Here is a 16,143-nt window from a genome sequence, read left to right as displayed (position 1 = left end):
TCATACGCTTTTTTACTATCGTTACTTTGAAAACATCCTTTTTTATTTATTAAACCCAACCTCTTCTAAAAATGCGACACTTTTTTTCACATCCGCTAAACTGCTGCCTGCATTTCGAGGATCACGTTCTTGCTCAATTGTGATAGAACCTTCATATTTTAATTTGACAGCCAATAACTCATATATCTCTTTATAATCAATAACCCCTTCACCTATAGGACACATCACATTTTCTGCACAAGCATCAAAGAAGCGAATTTTCTTATTCATAACTTGTTGATAAACATCCCTATCAATATCTTTAAAATGAATATAGTCTACGCGGTGGTATAGTTTTTCCAGCCATTCCGCCGGATCCATTTTTGAATATAATAAATGTCCCGTATCTAAACAAAGACCAGCAACTTCATACGGGATATCTTCCGTCAATTTCAAAATTTCATCCGAAAATTCAATATAGCCCCCGGCATGTGGATGTACCACTACACGAACACCATATTTTTCTGCAGCTTTACGAGCAATTTGGATAATATGAGAAATCATGGTACGCCAATCGTAATTTGATAATCGTTGCGCCCGCTCCGGATGACCTGCTGCATAATCCCTTTCTTCATGCCCCCAATCGATAACAACTAAATAGGGTGTTTTCAGCTTTTGATTAACTTCCGCTTGATCTTGCGGTAGTTGTGTCATCAACGTACAAATATCATCTACTTGGTTAAGCAGATTCGGCAAATTAGTCTCTGAAACTAAATCATCAAAAATAGTTCCTGCTACAATGGTGAGTTGATTTTTTTCTAATTCTTCTTTTAAAATAGTTTTATCCAAAGGTAAATATCCGTATGGTCCTGTTTCAATCCCTGAAAAACCAGCGAGATGCGCTTCTCTTAAAACATCTTTCCAATTTGGAAGATAAGGATTTTTAGGATCATCTACACCCCAGCAGCATGGTGCACCTGATATTTTTATGGTCATGATTCTTTCTACCTCCTATCTTAGAATACTAGTGATTTTAAATAGCATGGTGTTTCTTTGATTCTTTATTTTTTATTGAAAGACGAGTAAATATCTTTTCTCTATACCAAATGATGACAAGCAACGTAGCTACCAGTCCAAATCCGCCTGCAAAATAGAATCCAGACGAAATACCAAACTGTGAATTAACGATTCCTACTAAAAATGGACCAACAAATATACCTATTGCATAGATGGACTGGTACGCTCCCATTGCTGTTGCTCTTTTGGCAGGTTGGATTGATTGTATCGACATACCTAATAGCAACGGGAAAATCATTCCTAAGGAAAAGCCTTGTAGCCCCTGGTTAATCAAAAAGAGACTCTTTAGCTGTGCAAATGGAATAAGCACGGTAGATATCGTTACAAGCATAAAGGCAGCCATCAAGGATTTTCCCTCTCCTAAGCGGGGGATAATAATATTCCCCATAAAAAGCGTCGCAATCGCATGCGGCACCATAAATGCAGCTACGATCCATGTAATCTCACTTGCTTCAAAACCTGCCTGTAATGCAAAAGTTGATGTGAATCCAAACATCGTCGAGAAAATAATACTATGAGCCAGTATAGAGAGCAGCGACACTTTCAATAACGAGGCTTCGCGGATAATATGTATTAACCCTTTTACCCTCATTGGTTCAGAGACTTTTTTATTTTTCGGTTCATAAATAAAGAAGGCAAGCCCCCATCCAATCACGCTGAACACGCTGCCAATCCAAAATGGTGCTTTCCATCCCCACGCTTCTACAATATAACCGCTAAAGCTCATTCCTAGAAATTGAGCCAGCACGACAATAAAGGAAATACTCCCCATTGCTACATGAACCTTATCCTCTGAAAAGTAAATAGGATATAAGACGGTAAATGCAACCCAGGACGCAGCTGCAAGTCCAGCCAACGCACGTGCAAACAATAACCAGCCAGCCCCGTCCATCGTTAGAAAAATAAAACAGCTAAGCATGCTGATGAACATACCAAAAAGAATAAATGGCTTTCTTAATTTTATGATGTCGGATGTTATTCCGATTGGCAGTCTAAACAATAATTGGGTCAATCCGTAACTACCTAAAATGATTCCAATAAAAGAATATGGTATCCCTGTATGCTCCATATACGGAGATAACGTAGGAACATACATAAACTGTGGAAACCATAATAAAAATGAAACCAACATAAATAAATTTTTATTCCTATTCATTGATTTTGTCATTGATAACCTACTTTCCAATTATCTTTTTATAATTTTACAGACAGCTAAATATGGAAGTTATATGAAACAGATTTCTCTATTTTCAGTTTAAAAGAAGAGTGTCTAGAAGTATTTATAATTTGCTGACCTTTTTTTGGATTCTACAGTCAACATCTAAAAGCAAGATAATAAACATGACTAATCAAATTTGATCCTTATTTATTATGTGAATCAATCTATTTACCCCACATGCTTCGGAATAATTATCAAAAAAGCTGTCCTATCCATCAAGTTTCACAACAAGATTTCTTAGGAACAGCTTTTCATATTCGGATTCACTTTAACTTTGCCTGTTAAAAACTGTCTTATCCACCCAGTTTTTCAACTCGATTTCTAAAAACCAGCTCTTTCAATTGTAATCAGGTATCTATCCTATTTTGTATGTCTTGAATTACATGTTTATCCAGTTTTAGTAAAAGTACATATTTTTTATTTTATTAGAGTTGCTTCCAAGGAATCAATCGACGTACGAAGACCAGCATCCACACTCATCGTTAAATCTTCCATTTCCAGCGAAACGTACCCTTCATAGCCTACCATACTTAGATTAGAGAAAAATTCCTTCCACCATTGATGATCATGACCACAGCCTACCGCTACATAATTCCACGTTCTGTCCTTTGTCGCTGTAACTGGAAGTGATTCTAATAAACCATCTACATCAGCTAATCTGCTCTCAATCCGGGCATCCTTTCCATGAACATGATAAATAGCCCCTTCTAGCGGACGAATAGCCGCAATCGGATCCGCACCCATGATAAATAAGTGAGACGGGTCCAAGTTAATCCCAATAATATCCCCAACAGCTCCCCTTAACTTTAACAAGGTGGAAGCACTATAAACTAATTGGCTGGGGAATGCTTCTAATGCAATCTTCTCTATTCCATGTTTTTGAGCATAGTCGGCAAATTCCTTCCACCAGGGAATAGCGACTTCATTCCATTGATATTCTAATACAGACGGCATATATTCAGGCCACGAAACCGTGGAAGTAATCCAATTCGGGAATTTATCTTCCGGGCCGCCGCCTGGCAACCCACTCATCATTACAATTTTTTTCACACCAAGCTTTTCAGCTAAATCAACCGTCTGGTAGGTTGTTTTTGTATGATTTTCTCCTAACTCGCCAGGGCTAAGAGGATTACCTGAGCAATTCAATGCAGCGATTTCAATATGACGTTGCTTTAATTCCTGTTTAAATTCCTCTAACTTTTTTTCATCTTCCAATAATTCATTTGTAGGGACATGTGGACAAGGAGACCAGCCTCCTGCAGTCAATTCTACTGCTTCTATTCCATACTCCTTCACTTTATCCAACATATCCGTAAAAGATAAATCGCCCAATACATCCGTACATAACGCTAATTTCATCATTATATATAATTCCCTTTCTTCATCTCAATTTTTCCTTCATTTTCGTTTGAATGATATATACTTTAAATTGAAACGGGAAACAGGTAACCAGCTACCTGCTTCCCGTTTCATCAGCACCATTTCTGTATCACTATACACTATCTAATATTTTTTCAAATTGAAATAGCCTAAACAACTTGTCACGTAAGATAGGTGTAATACCATATCTTTCTTTTTAAATGAAAATCTATTACTTATATGCACTTCTTCATTTTTCATGACTATCATTAATTATGCATGTACACTTTCTTCTGTTTCATATTCAACCCAAACGGATCCATTATCAGCAGAACGTACACAATTTTCAATCCATTGAACTCCGGCTATTCCAGCATCAATATCCGGATAAATTAGTTTATCTAATATTTCTTCATCGCCTCGTTTTTTCGCGTCAATGGCGATTGCGATTCTCAAATAAATATTTGCCCAGGCATCGGATAATCCTTCCTGATGCAAAGTTCCTAAACGCTCATATTCGCTGGTTAAGTCATCTAGATACTCTGTTCCCCGTACCAATGTTTGGATTGGTTCGCCTTGCAACTCATAACGCAATTCATTTGGTTTACTGTCCCACCATTCTAAACTCGCTTTCGAACCAACAATACGAATACGCTGTCCGTCCATACATCCAGCATCGACAGCAGATGTCCACATTCTTCCCACAGCACCATTTTCATAATGCATTAATACATAGGCGTTATCTTCTAATGGATAGCGGCTTCCAACAAAGCTTTGACGGTCACATAATAGCTTTTTAATTTTCATTTCTGGCATAATCAACTGTGACATGTAGTACGTATGCGTAGAAAGATCCCCGAGAACAAAGCTTGGTCCAGCAATTTTTGGATCAACACGCCATTTTTGTGCTGCATTCTTTTTATCTCCATCACCGGTTGCAGCGTAACCATGTGTATACTGTAAATCTACTAAATGAATGTCTCCAATTTTACCTTGCTCAATCATGGCACGCATTTGCAGGAGCATAATGTTTCCTGAAAAACCATAGGTTACTCCAACAATTAGCCCTTTTTCTTCAGCTAACTGTTTTATCTCTACTGCTTCTTTCGTTGTGAAAACCAATGGCTTTTCACAGATTACATGAAGACCAGCATGCAGGGCTGCCATTGTGATTTCATAATGCGTGCCATTTGGCGTTGCAATGGAAACCACTTCTATTCCTTCATTCAGGTTAGCTTCCTCAGCAAACATGGTTTGAAAGTCTGGATAGCAACGGTTACTATCCACTCCAAGATTCACCCCAAAATCTCTTCCACGTTCTGCATCAATATCAAAAGCTCCGGCAACTAAATCATAGGTCTTATCCCGCAATGCGCCAGTACGATGTTTATATCCTACTTGTCCTGTTCTTCCACCGCCTACCATTCCCCAACGTAAAGGTCTAGAAATCTTATTTTCTCCATTAATCATCTTTACACACTCCTTGTATATTTTATTCATTCCTAATATTTAATTTATCTGATTTTTCAGGTTATCATTTTTCTTACCAGTCCATATTTCTTCAATTTCTTCTAACGATTTATTCTTTGTCTCAGGAACAAATTTCCACATGAAGAAGAAAGCAAACGTACTTATCAACCCATAAATGAGAAATGCTCCAGGACCAAACATATCATTTAACGGCGGGAAAGTCGTAGAAGCTATCCAGTTAGCAGTCCACAGTAGCATAACTGAAATTGCAACAGCTTTTCCTCTGATTTTATTTGGAAAAATCTCTGAAACCATCACCCAAGCAACTGGTCCCCAAGTCATTTGGAATATAGCAACAAATCCTAGAATAAATAGTAATGTACTTACTCCTTCAATTCCTGCAAAGAAAAGGATAGATACTGCGCTTAAACAAATGGCACACCCTGCAGCACCGAACATCAACAGGAATTTTCTGCCTTGTCTTTCAATAAGCCAAATAGCAATAAATGAAACGACAATGCCAATAGCCCCAACAAATATCGTTTGCAGCATCGCAGCTGATTGACCTGCACCAAGACTTTCAAAAATACGTGGCGCATAATACAGAATAATATTTATACCGATAAACTGACATAACATTGCAATCGTCATACCAACAATTAAAACGCGTTTACCATAATAAAATAGTCCAACTTTTTCTGTTTTGGTTTCTAATGATGTTTTTATATCTTGTAGTGTTTCGCTAGCTATTTGTTTGGAACCATTTAGTTTTTCTAATATATTATAAGCCTTATCATAGTCATGATTTAAAGCTAGATATCTAGGTGTTTCTGGGATAAATAGCAGCAGTAGGAAGAACAATGCAGCTGGAATTAATTCCGAGGCAAACATAAACCTCCAGCCTGTATCATTTATCCATGCCGCGGTTTGACCATTAGCAATTGCCCAGTTAACGATATATACAACTGTTTGTCCAAATACAACAGCCATATTATAAATAATTACCATCTTCCCCCTGATATTTGCAGGGCTCATTTCACTAATGTAAACTGGTGCTATCGCTGATGCTAAACCAACTCCGACACCGCCAATGATTCGATAAAAATTAAATGTAGCTAATAATGCATGACTTGGCTCTCCTGCCGTGAAAAAGATTAATTCCGGGTAAGCAGATCCCAATGCGGATAGGAAAAATAAAATAGCTGCAATAACAAGCGTATTACGTCGTCCGATTCCATTAGATAACCATCCGGATAGCAATGCACCTAAGATACACCCTACCAAGGCACTGGAAACAGTAAATCCATGAGCTAACGACCCTAATCCTAGACTATCAATCAGATACAATTGAATAGATTGTTCTGCACCGGCAATTACTGCCGTGTCGTACCCGAAAAGAAGTCCTCCTAAAGAAGCTACCATTGCGATAAATACAATATATGAGCGATTATTATTTAACATAAATGATGAAGGAACTTTCCTTCTCTCCCACCTTTTTTAATTTTGTTTGCGCTTACAATAATAAGGTAAAACTTCATTCAGTCGGGTCTTCTCTCCCGACTGAATAAAACTTTGATAAATCTCTTTTAAACTTTAGTAGAGTTTAAGTAATTAAAGGTTTAAACCTTCTTTAATAGATTTTAAAGTTACTTCATTAGACCATTCAGGCCGATCAGGATAAGAAAATACCGCATTTGTTACAATACCATCAAACTTCATTTCTCTTAATTTCTTGTACAACACATCAAAATCTACTTCTCCTTCACCAGGATTCAAATGTTGGTGAACTGTTACATTAGCACCTGGGGGATTTACAATATAGCGCAAACCAAATGCCGCTTTATGATTAAGCGTATCTGCAATTAATATATGATCCAGTAAATCACCAGCTTCCTCCAAATGCTGCTCTACGTCCCCAATACCATCATCATAAAAGAAAGCATGAGGCACAGAATAGACCAATTTGATCCAATCTCTATCCAATGCACGGATCATACGGACTGCTTCCGTATTTAACTCAATAAAATCATGGGGATGCGATTGCAAATTTAAACGTATCCCTTCTTTTTCAAAAATTGGCATAAGCTCATCCATTGATTTCACAAATGCTGCTTCACTTTCTATTGGACGTGTTTTATCTCCTGCAAATTCCGTATTCATTAAATCGACACCTAATTCCGAGGTGATCTCAATACAGCGCTTCCAATTCCTCACTGCTGCTTCCCTCACTTCTTCTATAGGAGAAGACCATTGCTGAACCGGAAGTACAGAGGAAATTTTCACACCGGCATCTGAGCAATATCTCTTTAAATCTTTAATCAAATGCTTATCAACTTTCGGATATTCATTAAACCAGATAAAATCTTGACGAGGTGATAACTCTACATACTCATAACCTAATCTAGCAACATTCTCAATTGTATCTCGCAAATTGGTATTATCCCGATAGTGTGATGGATCATATGCTAAACGCATGTTATTCATCTCCTTTTATATTAAATATATTAAAGCGTTATCATTTCGAAACTACATTTTATACTTAATGAAACACTGCCCTCCTTTCATTCCAAATGAGTGATGTTTACTTACCTCCTCATATTCATTGATTATTTTTTCAAATAAATAAAACAACATCTCAAGATAACTAAAAAGCAACCAAAAAGTAACCAAAAAGTGATTAACAGTTGTCATTATAAGATAATAAATGATGCATGTCTTTATATTATCCAGACTACTTTTGTATTATTTTTGGATTTTAAAGACATATTCATCTCCTTTTCTATACAAATGATAAGCTATACTACAATCTATTTATCCGTGTATATTACTTTTTCAGAGTCCATATACAGTGTCCGAAAACGACCTGGAGGCTCTCGCATCGTATCGGTAAAGACTCTTGTAAAATAATGTATATCGATAAATCCTGTTTCTCTAGCAATATCTTTGATAGATAAATCAGTTGTTTTTAATAATGTTGCAGCTCGCTTCATTCGTTCTTTTTGAACATATTTGGAGAAATTAACACCTAATTCTGATACAAATACCCGAGACAAGTGTCTCCCTGATATGTGTAGATGATTTGCAACATGCGAAAGCTTTAAATCATTAGCAAAATTATCTTTAATAAATAATTTTGCTTGAGTAAGCAAAGAAGAGGAACTTTCAGAAATATCTATTTGACTATTCGCTTGCGTATTAGGAGCAAACATTTGCAATAAAGAGATAATAAGTGAAGCAGCTATATTAGATAACATATTTTCCGTAAAATCGTTTTTTGGTTTCATTGCTTCAATAAGTAACGCTCTCCAGAGAAGATTAGCTGAGGTATCTTCCTGCATCTCGATAACAGATTGTTGACAACGCTTCACTTTCTCCATCATATCCGTCCAAGCTTCACTTGATTCCGATTCAATTAGTTCAAATGCAACATATACAAGCTCTAACCCTTCTTCACTTTTGATTTGATGCAATACTTCAGGTCTTGAAAAGAAGATAGTATCTTTATACAGTGTATATACACAGTCTTTCTCTAGATAAATGCCTTCTCCACCCATTACATAGCAAATTTCCAAAAAAGAATGTTTGTGCAAAGAAGTATTATAATGTTTTGGTACTACTCCCCAATAATGAACATGAAATGCCGCTTCGTTTAACACTAAATGGTGAGCATTTTGATTTAACACTTTTTTCCCCGAAACAAATTTATATAAATCCAAATAAAATTCCTCCTCTTTCTATTTAAGATATATTTCTTATATACATTATTTGATACTTCATCATCTTAAAACATAGAAGGAAAATATCCGCTGAATAAGGAGGTTAAAAAATATAAGCTAATATTTTTTCTTTTCTAAACCTTAAACAGTATATTTTGTGTTAGCGTGTTGATAAAAAGCAGGCTGTTCTGGCATTTCTATTGGAATGATTTCTCCTGTTTTTCGAGCTTCAATGCTTGCATCCGTTGTTACTGCTACTACATAGCCATCCCATGCAGACGGACCGTGGACTTCACCTTTTACTGTAGAATTGATCCACTCTTGTAGTTCGACATCATATGCTTCCATAAAACGTTCTTTCCAATTCACTAGAATATCTGTAGAAAGTTTAGCCTGACTACGTGTTTGGATGCTCAACGGTTCTGGTAAATTAGCTATACCTGTCTCTCCAACAACTTGACATTGGATATCATATCCATATTGGCAGTTAACAAAAATTTCTGTATCAATCCGAATTCCTTTCTTTGTTTCTAATAAGATAATAATTGGGTCTTGCAATCCCTCCTCAGCGAGATTTGTTCTTCTTGGCTGGATAACTTGTGTAGAAACATAATCATCCTGAATCAACCACCTTAAAACATCAATTTCATGCACAAAAGAATCCGTAATTGCCATATCCCCATTAAAATTTGTAACAGAAGGTGCTCTGTGTGCACAATGTAACATCAATGGTCTACCAACTTTATTATTTTCGACAGCCTGTTTCAGTGTACGATATCCTTTGTCAAACCGTCTCATAAACCCTACCTGTACCAGTTGCTTCCCATATTCTATTTCCGCTTCAACAATTTTCTTACAACCTTCAGCTGTTGTAGCAAGCGGTTTTTCACAAAAAACAGGCTTCCCAGCTGCAATAGATGAAAGCACAAACTCTTCGTGCGTCGGTCCCCAAGATGTGACTAATAATGCATCTACCTCATTCGCTTGAATCAAATCATGACCGTTTTCATACACCTTCGCTTGAAGACCTTCGCGTTCTACAACTGCATGCGCCTGTTCACTGTTTACATCCGTTACAGCAACAATTTCACCACCGGTCAGAGAATACGTGATTCGATGGATATGATCCTGACCAATTGCTCCTGTTCCAATAATCCCTATTCTTAATACCATAAAAGTGACCTACCCTTCATATATTGGATTAACATATTGATTACTTTCAGAAATACCACTTATGAAATCTTTTCGTATTGAAAAACATTATATTAAATTGAATGCGCTTTCTTTTTATAAAAAAATTACCTCACTCTTGTTCACAAAACCAAAAGCAGACCCTTCCAATTTCAAAGACTATATAAAAGAAATTCATATCTTTTATTAATAAGTGGTACGTTTCTTTTTACTAAGAATATACTGTCTTTCTACTTGAAATCGATTATTAATTTAAAATTGGTAACTAATAGATGACAAATATATACCCATCAAGTAATCATGTGTATTGGTATATTATAGAGAAAGTAATTAGAATTGTATTTGCATAATTCAGCCATTCTTTTGCATTTTTAGGACACACAGAAAGCGAATTTATATTCATAACTAAAACAAATAGGTTATTTTTACTTTCTATTTTGAAGTGAGAGAATTTTTGTCCATGCCACTGTTAGTTGCTTTTATTTGTCTATTGAAATAGTATACTTATGTTAAGAAAGAAGAAGGAGGCATCACTATGGAAATAAATAAAGGATTAAAAGATTTACGAATTACTCATAACCTAACTCAGCATGAGATGGCTGAAAAGTTAATGATCACAAGACAGGCTATCAGTAGATGGGAAAATGGGGAGACTGAACCGAATATTGAAACGCTTAAACTGATTTCAAAGACTTTTAATATTTCAATTAATACACTTTTAGGATCGCCTAGAGCACTTATCTGTCAAGTATGCGGAATTCCTCTGGAAGAAGATAAATACATTAGTAAAGATGAAAATGGTCATTTCAACGAAGACTTTTGCAAATGGTGTTTTCTAGAAGGAGTCCATCAATATAATGAAGATAATTTTGATGAACTAGTTGATGAATGTGTGAAAAATATGCTTCAAATCAATCCTGCATATCAAGAAAATCAAGTACGAATGATGCTGAAAGAAAACCTTCCTAAACTTAAATATTGGCAAAGAAAAAGTTCTCCCATAGAATAATAACCGTCTATGGGGTTTTCTGCATGCGGATGTTCAAACAATAATTTTACCAAGTTAATATGATCGCTATGACATGTTAGTCAGGGGAATCACAGAGAAAATACGGAGCTAACCATTTTCATTATCATCTGTATTAAATTGGATCAAACGAACAACAATGGCTAAAAATCTATAAAATGAAGGTTTTTATTAACTTGACTAGTTTTCTTTAAATTCAGTTTCTAATGTACTTTGATATATTTTTCTATATTTAGCAGGAGGAGTTCGTATAATTTGCGTAAATACTTTTGTAAAATAGTGCAGGCTGGAAAACCCACATTCTCTTGCAATGTCCTTAATCGACATGTTGGTCCCTCGTAAATATTCCGTAGCCAAACTAAGACGTTCTTCCTGTAAAATTTCTGTGAATGTCTTCCCAGTCTCCGCTCTGACTAAACGGGATAAATGGCGCTTAGAAACATAAAAATCATCTGCAACCTCTGATATTTTGAGATTTTTTTGCAGATTGTCCTTTATATAGAGATTCACTCGATAGACTAAAACCTTTCTTTCATCAAAATCATCATCATCTTTTAAACCGGATTCCTGTTTTGGTAATGGGTAAAAGGAATCGAATATAGCAGGCAATAAATTAGAAGCAAGTTGTTTAAGCATGTCTTCTTTCCATCTATGTTCTACATCTATCGCAGACTGATAGAGGGCTTTCCATAAATAAGAATGGATCGTTTCTGCTTGAGAATGGATGACAGGCTGCGCTTCTTGCTGTAAATCTTGTATATAGTTCCTCCATTCATTAACTGATTCACTTTCTTTTAATTCAAATGCAAAATATAAATAATACATTCCTTTTTCACTGGAAAGTTTATGTTCATGATTAGGCCGCGTCAAAATAAGGGAGTGCGGAGCCAGTGAGTAACTAACCTCTCTTTCCTGGTATTTGCCAGTTCCCCCAAGGACATAAGATACTTCAAAAAAGCTGTGTACATGCGCTTTAGTACCAAAATGACGCTGCCACCCGCCCCAATAGTAAACTCGAAATTCCGCTCCATATATTGAAATAGAAGTAACATATTTATTTAAATCTTTTTTTCCTTCAAATAGATTTTTCATCCTTTTATACAACCTTTCCCATTCAGTCAAAAAGATCTGGAGCACATAATAAAAAGACAAGAAACGTTTTAATAGCAACTGGATTCAAGTGTCGTCAAGCAAATTTAAAAATATCACGGTTCATTTTGATAACAAGATTTCTATCCTTTTATATAAGAACAAACAGAAGCTGTTACCTAATTGATAAGTAACAGCCGTTTATTTCATCCAGCAGCTTATAAAGCAAAAATATCACTAATTGCTTTATACTCTTCATCTGAAATAGCAACATCTAATGTTTGTAAATTATTTTGCACTTGTGAGCCATTCTTTGCTCCAGGAATAACGATATCGATGGCATCATTAGCCAAATACCAAGCTAATACTAAATGAGGAATTTCCACCTGTTTAGCTATAGCAATCTCTCGCAGCTTCTCTATCCTAGCAAGGTTCTTACGGAATGCCTCTCCTTGAAAATGATCAAAACCATTACGTAAATCCCCCTCCGGAAACGTCGTATTTTCATTATATTTGCCTGCTAATAATCCAGAAGCAAGCGGGAAAAATGGAATAAAGGAGATATCATTTTCTTTTGTGTAATCAAAAAATGTTTGCTCTGCATCTCGTTGGATCAAATTATATAAATCTTGGACGACGTCAACATATCCATCTTTGTTTGCCTCTTTTAATTGATCCAATGAAAAATTGGAAACACCAATCGACCGAATTTTCCCTGCATCCTTTAATTCTTTCAATGAACCAACGGCCTCATCTTTAGGCGTATTTTCATCCGGATTGTGGATATAAAATAAATCAATATAATCTGTTTGCATGCGGTTTAATGCATCATCTACAGTTTGTTTTAAAAATGCCGGGGAATTATCAAACTGTACCCCTCCATCTACAAACTTATGAGCAGCCTTTGTCGCAATCACTACATCTTGACGTTTGCCCATATCTTTGACAACTTTTCCTACTAACTCTTCCGAATAACCTGGTCCATAAATAAAAGCAGTATCTAAAAAATCGACGCCATGATTGATGGCATCTCGAACCATATCCATTCCTTGTTCGTCCTTAAGATTCGGGTATAAATTATGACCTCCAACTGCATTAGTACCTAATCCGATTGGGTTAACAACTAAATCTGTTTTTGCAATCTGCACTTTTTGTACCATGTATACTCCTCCTCATCTAATCTATGAATGAATGCTAGTTGCGATAGATTCCAGTGTCGTTTCTTTTGCTTTTCGAATCACTTCCTCCGCAGGCATTTGATAATACTCCGGACGGAACAATTCAACAGAAACAATATCTTCTTTGTAACCAATCTCTTTTACTGTCTCCAATAACTTCTCCAAATCAATGATACCTTCACCCGGCCAGACACGGTGCTCGTCTCGAAGTACTCCGACAGGATAATCCTCTGTATCATCAATATGTAAAATAAAGATTTTCTCTCCATCCGCCTTCTTCAAAAATTCAAAATCTGAATTCATTGCATGAAAGTGAAAACAGTCAAATACTAAACCAACACTTTTTCTATCTACCGTATCAATAATATCATAAGCCTGTTCAAAGGTATTGATTGTACATTCCGGATGTCCAACAAATTCCAATGCCACCTTCACGTCTTGTACTTCTGCTATATCCGCGAATTGGTTCAACATGTTGACTGCACTCGTTTTAATATCCTCCTTAAGAAGCGCTTGATCAGTTACTAACGGCACCACGACCACATAAGCAGCTCCTAGCTTACTTGCATTATCCACCATCGTTTTAAATTCTTCGATGACTTGTTCCTCGCCCTCGCGGTTATTAAAATATACCAGCGCATTTAAAGCAATGGGTTTAATATGGTGGCTTTGAAAATAATCTTGTAATTCTTCCATCGAATGCTCCTGTAAGTATTCCGGTAATTTATCCATCGTGCGTATTTCGATATAGTCGTAGCCATGCTTTTCACAGTATTCGAGATCTTTGGCAAGATTGGAATTCTCTAATGTTGTAGCTTGGTTGTAACAGAGTTTCATTTTTTCGCCCTCCTTGTAGACAATAAGCAAAATATCACTTTTAAGCCCAATAATACATTTTATTTAAAGCGCTTGCATTATTGTTAAAGAAATTTTTAACATAAAAATTAAAATAAGTTATTGTTATCTTATTGTTAATTTATTGTTATTTTTTAGTTTAAATCAAAAAACAGGATAAATATTTATAATTTGATGCCTCTTTTTTGTATTATAGTGCCAATATGATTATAAGGATTACAAATCAAGTTAACTTAAATATTAATAATAAAAAGTGACTCCCACAGCTCTAGAAGTCACTTCTTGTACTCATTGATTTTACTATAGTTTTTTTCATTTATATGGCCGGTAAAAAATTACTATCAATTTATCATTCAACACTTATAACTGTAGCTGTTAACTAGCCAACTTCCGCTCCTTTTCTTCCTCTTTCTCTTTTTTCCGTACCTCTCTAAACTTATTTGTTTCTGATACAATCACGCTTGATAATAAACAAAGCGCTATCAAGTTAGGAGCTGCCATTAATCCATTGAAAATGTCTGCAATATCCCATACTAATTGCACTGACTGAACCGCACCAAACAATACAATAAGACAAAAGATAATTTTATAATAGATGGTATTTCGATCACCAAAAATATAACCGAAACATTTCTCTCCATAATAAGACCAGCCAAGAATAGTTGAATAAGCAAAGAAAATAAGGCCGAATACAACAATATAGTTACCTACTCCCGGCAAGAAAAAGTCAAATGCTTCTCCAGTAATCACCGGTGCTGCATCTCCGCCAAATTGTAAATGAAGCCCGCTCATCACGATAACAAGGCCTGTAATGGTACAAACAACAATCGTATCCAGAAATGTTCCCGTCATGGATACCAACGCTTGTCTTCCAGGATAATCCGTCTTCGCTGCCGCCGCTGCAATTGGAGCCGATCCAAGGCCAGCTTCATTGGAGAAAACCCCCCGGGCAATACCATATCGAATCGCTAAACCAATAGCTCCGCCGCCGACAGCTTCCGGGTTAAATGCTGCTTCAAAAATCACAGCAAACGCAGCAGGAACTTCGGTAATATTTAAAACCACAATGATAAGTCCGCCGATTAGATAGAATAAAGCCAAAAAAGGTACAAATATGGCAGTAACCCTTCCAATTCCTTTAATTCCACCAAGCAAAACTAAAGCTGTAAGCAACATCAATACGATACCAGTAACCCATGGGTTAATATTAAAAGTAGCTTGCAAGGAACCGGCAACAGTATTTGATTGTGTCATATTCCCTATTCCAAAGGATGCCAGAAAACCGAACATTGCAAATAAGACAGCCAGCCATCTCCATCCTAAACCTTTTTCAATATAATACATCGGCCCGCCGGAAATTTCTCCTTTATGGTTCACGGTACGATACTTCACAGCTAAAATGGCTTCCCCATATTTCGTAGCCATACCAAAAAAAGCAGCCAGCCACATCCAAAATAAAGCACCTACTCCACCGAGCAATATAGCGGAAGCCACGCCGGTCATATTACCTATCCCGAGCGTTGCTGCCATAGCAATCATCAATGACTGGAAATGGGATATATCCCCTTTTTGGCTTTTATCACCTTTTTTAAAAGTTAACTTAAGTGCGTAAGGCAATTCTCTTACCTGTATAAAGCCGAGTCGAAAAGTTAAAAAGATCCCTGTCCCTACAATCAATATGAGTGTAACCGGTCCCCATACTGCACTATTAATCGCATCAACAATCACCTGTACTCTTTCCATTCTCTTCAATCCCCCTTTGTTTTAAAGTCTGTTTTTTCACAATAATGTAACAAAAAGTAATTGTATTTATTTTACATGAATAGAAGTAAAAAAGCTATGAGAAATTGAAAAAATGGAAAGTTACCCGATACTAAACGTATAATATTATACAAAAACGCATGAAATAAAGCTGGATGCTTATTCATGCATTTTTTGTTTCCTCTTATGATAAAGTGAAATTTCCTTTAGTTGGGGATTCCC

General features: G+C 36.2%; 13 protein-coding genes. 1 reads left to right on the top strand and 12 read right to left on the bottom strand.

The window, feature by feature from the left end; genetic code table 11:
- Positions 1–42 precede the first annotated feature (42 nt).
- The 8 genes from ACFQ19_RS02795 to ACFQ19_RS02760 form a co-directional block, all read right to left on the bottom strand.
- On the bottom strand, positions 43–975 hold the full coding sequence (locus ACFQ19_RS02795) for a sugar phosphate isomerase/epimerase family protein (RefSeq protein ID WP_379590458.1): 933 nt from the start codon (positions 973–975) through the stop codon (positions 43–45).
- Positions 976–1,012: 37 nt separating this feature from the next.
- The gene (locus ACFQ19_RS02790; protein ID WP_379590457.1) at positions 1,013–2,224 is read right to left on the bottom strand and encodes an MFS transporter; all 1,212 of its coding nucleotides are present in this window, start codon (positions 2,222–2,224) and stop codon (positions 1,013–1,015) included.
- Positions 2,225–2,692: 468 nt separating this feature from the next.
- Positions 2,693–3,634, bottom strand: coding sequence for a sugar phosphate isomerase/epimerase family protein (locus ACFQ19_RS02785; RefSeq protein WP_379590794.1), 942 nt, complete (start codon positions 3,632–3,634; stop codon positions 2,693–2,695).
- Between the two features lie 273 nt (positions 3,635–3,907).
- On the bottom strand, positions 3,908–5,104 hold the full coding sequence (locus ACFQ19_RS02780) for a Gfo/Idh/MocA family protein (protein ID WP_379590455.1): 1,197 nt from the start codon (positions 5,102–5,104) through the stop codon (positions 3,908–3,910).
- A 39-nt stretch (positions 5,105–5,143) separates the two neighbouring features.
- On the bottom strand, positions 5,144–6,565 hold the full coding sequence (locus ACFQ19_RS02775; protein ID WP_379590454.1) for a sugar porter family MFS transporter: 1,422 nt from the start codon (positions 6,563–6,565) through the stop codon (positions 5,144–5,146).
- A 150-nt stretch (positions 6,566–6,715) separates the two neighbouring features.
- Positions 6,716–7,579 (bottom strand): sugar phosphate isomerase/epimerase family protein, encoded by an 864-nt coding sequence (locus ACFQ19_RS02770; protein ID WP_379590452.1) that lies wholly within the window; start codon positions 7,577–7,579, stop codon positions 6,716–6,718.
- 332 nt (positions 7,580–7,911) lie between these two features.
- Positions 7,912–8,820: an AraC family transcriptional regulator gene (locus tag ACFQ19_RS02765; protein ID WP_379590451.1), complete on the bottom strand. Its 909-nt coding sequence runs from the start codon at positions 8,818–8,820 to the stop codon at positions 7,912–7,914.
- Between the two features lie 141 nt (positions 8,821–8,961).
- A complete protein-coding gene (locus tag ACFQ19_RS02760) occupies positions 8,962–9,993 on the bottom strand; it encodes a Gfo/Idh/MocA family oxidoreductase (RefSeq protein WP_379590450.1) in 1,032 nt (343 codons plus the stop codon).
- Between the two features lie 553 nt (positions 9,994–10,546).
- Here ACFQ19_RS02760 and ACFQ19_RS02755 point away from each other — a divergent pair.
- Positions 10,547–11,020 (top strand): zinc ribbon domain-containing protein, encoded by a 474-nt coding sequence (locus tag ACFQ19_RS02755; RefSeq protein WP_379590449.1) that lies wholly within the window; start codon positions 10,547–10,549, stop codon positions 11,018–11,020.
- A gap of 198 nt (positions 11,021–11,218) precedes the next feature.
- Here ACFQ19_RS02755 and ACFQ19_RS02750 read toward each other — a convergent pair whose 3' ends face one another.
- The 4 genes from ACFQ19_RS02750 to ACFQ19_RS02735 all read right to left on the bottom strand — a co-directional run bounded on the left by ACFQ19_RS02750 (position 11,219) and on the right by ACFQ19_RS02735 (position 15,903).
- On the bottom strand, positions 11,219–12,130 hold the full coding sequence (locus tag ACFQ19_RS02750; RefSeq protein WP_379590448.1) for an AraC family transcriptional regulator: 912 nt from the start codon (positions 12,128–12,130) through the stop codon (positions 11,219–11,221).
- A gap of 215 nt (positions 12,131–12,345) precedes the next feature.
- Positions 12,346–13,287 (bottom strand): aldo/keto reductase, encoded by a 942-nt coding sequence (locus ACFQ19_RS02745; RefSeq protein WP_379590447.1) that lies wholly within the window; start codon positions 13,285–13,287, stop codon positions 12,346–12,348.
- 21 nt (positions 13,288–13,308) lie between these two features.
- Positions 13,309–14,142 (bottom strand): sugar phosphate isomerase/epimerase family protein, encoded by an 834-nt coding sequence (locus ACFQ19_RS02740; RefSeq protein WP_379590446.1) that lies wholly within the window; start codon positions 14,140–14,142, stop codon positions 13,309–13,311.
- Positions 14,143–14,535: 393 nt separating this feature from the next.
- A complete protein-coding gene (locus ACFQ19_RS02735; RefSeq protein ID WP_379590444.1) occupies positions 14,536–15,903 on the bottom strand; it encodes an alanine/glycine:cation symporter family protein in 1,368 nt (455 codons plus the stop codon).
- Positions 15,904–16,143: the final 240 nt, after the last annotated feature.

This window comes from Oceanobacillus locisalsi, from assembly GCF_042675985.1.
Lineage (GTDB): Bacteria > Bacillota > Bacilli > Bacillales > Amphibacillaceae > Oceanobacillus > Oceanobacillus locisalsi.
The sequence above is the reverse complement of the archived record's forward strand: the minus strand, read 5'-3'. Positions and strand labels throughout refer to the sequence as shown.

What these genes read in the sequence shown, in the direction of transcription:
- ACFQ19_RS02755 (WP_379590449.1), top strand. Translation starts at nt 10,547, where the DNA reads ATGGAAATAAATAAAGGATTAAAAGATTTACGAATTACTCATAACCTA.
- ACFQ19_RS02750 (WP_379590448.1), bottom strand. Translation starts at nt 12,130, where the DNA reads ATGAAAAATCTATTTGAAGGAAAAAAAGATTTAAATAAATATGTTACT.
- ACFQ19_RS02770 (WP_379590452.1), bottom strand. Translation starts at nt 7,579, where the DNA reads ATGCGTTTAGCATATGATCCATCACACTATCGGGATAATACCAATTTG.
- ACFQ19_RS02735 (WP_379590444.1), bottom strand. Translation starts at nt 15,903, where the DNA reads ATGGAAAGAGTACAGGTGATTGTTGATGCGATTAATAGTGCAGTATGG.
- ACFQ19_RS02780 (WP_379590455.1), bottom strand. Translation starts at nt 5,104, where the DNA reads ATGATTAATGGAGAAAATAAGATTTCTAGACCTTTACGTTGGGGAATG.
- ACFQ19_RS02745 (WP_379590447.1), bottom strand. Translation starts at nt 13,287, where the DNA reads ATGGTACAAAAAGTGCAGATTGCAAAAACAGATTTAGTTGTTAACCCA.
- ACFQ19_RS02790 (WP_379590457.1), bottom strand. Translation starts at nt 2,224, where the DNA reads ATGACAAAATCAATGAATAGGAATAAAAATTTATTTATGTTGGTTTCA.
- ACFQ19_RS02775 (WP_379590454.1), bottom strand. Translation starts at nt 6,565, where the DNA reads ATGTTAAATAATAATCGCTCATATATTGTATTTATCGCAATGGTAGCT.
- ACFQ19_RS02760 (WP_379590450.1), bottom strand. Translation starts at nt 9,993, where the DNA reads ATGGTATTAAGAATAGGGATTATTGGAACAGGAGCAATTGGTCAGGAT.
- ACFQ19_RS02795 (WP_379590458.1), bottom strand. Translation starts at nt 975, where the DNA reads ATGACCATAAAAATATCAGGTGCACCATGCTGCTGGGGTGTAGATGAT.
- ACFQ19_RS02740 (WP_379590446.1), bottom strand. Translation starts at nt 14,142, where the DNA reads ATGAAACTCTGTTACAACCAAGCTACAACATTAGAGAATTCCAATCTT.
- ACFQ19_RS02785 (WP_379590794.1), bottom strand. Translation starts at nt 3,634, where the DNA reads ATGAAATTAGCGTTATGTACGGATGTATTGGGCGATTTATCTTTTACG.